Raw genomic sequence first — 3094 nt, 5'->3', positions numbered from 1 at the left:
GGAATGGTTAACGCGACACCATTGCCATGAAAGCAGGCCAGGCTTCCGGGTCGGCGAGTGTCTTGTCGCGACAGAACGGATTGCAGAAGCCCCAGACCTTGCCGTCAAGCAATAGGAAGTCCGTCACCGGATCGCCAGAATAAGGGCAGGCCGCGTTCTCGGACGGACCCTTAGCGATTTCAGCCGTAAGCGGTGCGGGACCGGGCCAGACCCGCTCGGGATAGGGTTTCGCGTAACTCGGCTGGATCAGGTTCTGCGCCTTGCCCATCGCCCGCCAACGGCGGAAGGAGGGATCGGCAAGATGGGCAGTCACATAAGCCATGGCGGCATCGGCGGCCGGCAGGTTGTAGGTGGCGATCCTTGTGGCCACCGGGGCAAAGAACGCATCCGCCGCCGTGTAGCGCCCGAAAAGCCAGGGGCCATCCACGCCAAACCGGTCGCGGGCGCGGGACCAGATCAGCTCCAGCCGGGCAAGATCGGCCAGAACTTCTGCACGCGGGGCGCTGTCCTCATAGCTGACGAGCAGGTTCATCGGGCAATCGCCACGCAAGGCGGTGAAGCTCGTGCACATCTCGGCCGCCATGTAACGCGCCATGGCGCGGGCCGCCGGATCTGCGGGCCAGAGACCCGCCTCCGGATGGCGTTCTGCCAGGGTTTCAGCGATGGCGAGGCTTTCGCCGATCACCTCGCCTTCCGGGGTCCGCACAGCAGGAACCAGACGGGCGGGGGCGAATTCCGCAAGCAGGTGTTGGAAATCGTCGGTATAGAGCACCCCGGTATGGCATTTCACCGGCAGGCCGAACTTCTCGAACAAAAGCCAGCCACGAAGCGACCAGCTGGAATAGGACCGATCGCCGATGGCGAGTTGATAAGTCATGTCGCGTCACCTGTCAGTTGCGCAACACAGCCCCGGACCTGATCCGGGGCCTCTTGCCGGACGAAGAGGTCCCGGATCAAGTCCGGGACGGCGCTGCGTGTTTTCATCGCCTCTGCCTAATACGGTTTGGGGGGAGCGTCACGTTCATCTTCGTTGGTGTGTCCATAACGATCCGTGATACAGCCTGCGGCTTGTCATCCGGGCGGGCGCGACCTAATCCTTGGGAACCCAAGCAAGCGAGGCCAAAATGCTTTCGGGCAAACGCATCCTTCTGATCATCGGCGGCGGTATCGCGGCCTACAAGTCGCTCGACCTGATCCGGCGGCTGCGGGAACGTGGTGCGTCTGTAACGCCGGTCCTGACGAAGGCAGGCGAGGAGTTCGTGACGCCGCTCTCGGTCGGGGCGTTGGCGGGCGAAAAGTGCTACCGTCACCTGTTCGACCTGACCGACGAGGCGGAGATGGGGCATATCGAGCTTTCCCGCGCCGCCGACCTGGTTGTGGTCGCCCCCGCGACCGCCGATCTTATGGCGAAGATGGCGGGGGGCCATGCCGACGATCTTGCCTCGACCCTGCTGATGGCCACCGACAAGAAAGTGCTGATCGCGCCAGCGATGAATGTGCGGATGTGGCTGCACCGCGCGACCCAGCGCAATATCGCGACCTTGCGCGCCGACGATATCCGTTTTGTCGGTCCGAATGAGGGCGACATGGCCTGCGGTGAATTCGGGCCGGGGCGGATGGCGGAGCCCCTTGAGATCGTGGCGGGGATCGAGGCGATGATGGGGGACGGTCCCTTGCAGGGCCGCCATTTGGTCGTGACATCCGGTCCGACACATGAGCCGATTGACCCGGTGCGTTACATCGCCAACCGGTCTTCGGGCGCGCAGGGCACAGCGCTTGCCCGCGCCTTGCGCGATCTTGGCGCGCGGGTCACATTCGTGACCGGACCTGCCGCCGTACCACCGCCGGGTGGGGTGGAAGTCGTGGCCGTTGAAACTGCCGTCGAAATGCTGGCGGCAGTTAAGGCGGCCCTGCCCGCCGATGCGGTCATCTGTGCTGCCGCCGTCGCCGACTGGCGCGTGGCGAATGCGTCCGGGTCCAAGATGAAGAAGGACGGCTCGGGCACGGCCCCGGCGCTGGAATTCGCCGAGAACCCCGACATTCTCGCAAGCGTCGCGCAGATGAAGCAAGGCCGGCCGAAACTGGTCGTGGGCTTTGCCGCCGAAACCGACGACGTGATCGCCCATGCGACGGCCAAGCGGGTCCGGAAGGGCTGCGACCGGATCGTCGCCAATGACGTGCGGCCTGCCACAGGCATCATGGGCGGGACGGAAAATGCGGTAACGCTGATCAGTGCCGACGGGGCCGAGGAATGGCCCCGCCTGCCGAAGGATGAAGTTGCCCGGCGACTGGCGGCGCGCATCGCGGCGGCTTTGGGTGCGGGCGGATAGGGCAGATGCCTCCGGCGGGGATATTTGCACCAAGTGGAAGGGGTGGGCGATGATCCCGAAAATCCGGGTTCTGCGCGAGGATTGGGCCGATCCTGCGGTGCCTTTGCCATCCTATGAGACGGCCGGCTCTGCGGGCGCCGATATCCGCGCCAACCTGCCCGAGGCGGAGCGGAAAGCGGGCTTTGTGCTGCAGCCGATGGAGCGGCGTGTGGTGCCGACGGGGCTGCGGGTCGCCATTCCGGAAGGTTACGAGATGCAGATCCGGCCACGGTCGGGACTGGCCCTGAAACACGGGATATCGCTGCCGAATACGCCAGGCACGATCGACAGCGATTATCGCGGGCCTTTGGGTGTTCTCCTGATCAATTTCGGGGGTTCACCTTTTGTCATCACTCATGGGGACCGTATCGCGCAGATAATCGTGGTGCCCGTGGCGCAGGCAGAGTTCGCAGCGGTGGAGACCCTGGACGAGACGGCGCGCGGCACCGGCGGTTTCGGCTCCACGGGGCGGCGATGAGCGTTTTGCTGATCGCCGTCGCGCTGGTGGCACTTGGCCTGATTCTGCGTCTGCCGGGGCGGATGATCCTTGCCATGCTGGCGCTGCTTTGGCTGGGCGTCATGCTGGCGCTTCTGGCCTTGCCCGAAAACCATGCGATGCGCTCGGCCCTGGGCGGCGATTGGCGGCCATGGGCCGCGCTCGGTGTCGCGGTGGCGGCGTTTTCCGGCTATCGGGGGCTGCTGTCGCGGTTGAAGGCGCGTGCTGG

The 3094-nt window shown here is 65.2% G+C and carries 3 protein-coding genes and 1 pseudogene; 3 read left to right on the top strand and 1 reads right to left on the bottom strand.

All coding sequences use genetic code 11. From position 1 onward, the window contains the following. Positions 1 to 7: 7 nt before the first annotated feature. Positions 8 to 877 carry a glutathione S-transferase N-terminal domain-containing protein gene (locus WBB85_RS13795; protein ID WP_432639183.1) on the bottom strand — a complete coding sequence of 290 codons (870 nt, stop codon included), beginning with the start codon at positions 875 to 877 and terminating at the stop codon, positions 8 to 10. Positions 878 to 1124: 247 nt separating this feature from the next. Between WBB85_RS13795 and coaBC the strand changes: the two genes are divergently transcribed. From coaBC to WBB85_RS13780, 3 genes and pseudogenes are all read left to right on the top strand, one after another. After that, positions 1125 to 2330 (top strand): bifunctional phosphopantothenoylcysteine decarboxylase/phosphopantothenate--cysteine ligase CoaBC, encoded by a 1206-nt coding sequence (gene coaBC / locus WBB85_RS13790; protein WP_432639182.1) that lies wholly within the window; start codon positions 1125 to 1127, stop codon positions 2328 to 2330. 49 nt (positions 2331 to 2379) lie between these two features. Further along, complete coding sequence (dut, locus tag WBB85_RS13785; protein ID WP_432639181.1) at positions 2380 to 2847, top strand: dUTP diphosphatase; 468 nt, start codon at positions 2380 to 2382, stop codon at positions 2845 to 2847. Beyond that, positions 2844 to 3094 (top strand): annotated as a pseudogene (locus tag WBB85_RS13780) (molybdopterin biosynthesis protein); the annotation flags it as partial. The gene dut and the pseudogene WBB85_RS13780, both read left to right, overlap by 4 nt.

Origin of the sequence: Albidovulum sp., assembly GCF_049646345.1 — a bacterium.
In the GTDB taxonomy this organism is placed as follows: Bacteria; Pseudomonadota; Alphaproteobacteria; order Rhodobacterales; family Rhodobacteraceae; genus Albidovulum.
Note: the sequence above shows the minus strand (reverse complement) of the source record. Positions and strands in the feature narration are given on the sequence as shown.

Coding starts and splice junctions, on each gene's coding strand:
- WBB85_RS13795 (WP_432639183.1), bottom strand. CDS start 877: ATGACTTATCAACTCGCCATCGGCGATCGGTCCTATTCCAGCTGGTCG.
- coaBC (WP_432639182.1), top strand. CDS start 1,125: ATGCTTTCGGGCAAACGCATCCTTCTGATCATCGGCGGCGGTATCGCG.
- dut (WP_432639181.1), top strand. CDS start 2,380: ATGATCCCGAAAATCCGGGTTCTGCGCGAGGATTGGGCCGATCCTGCG.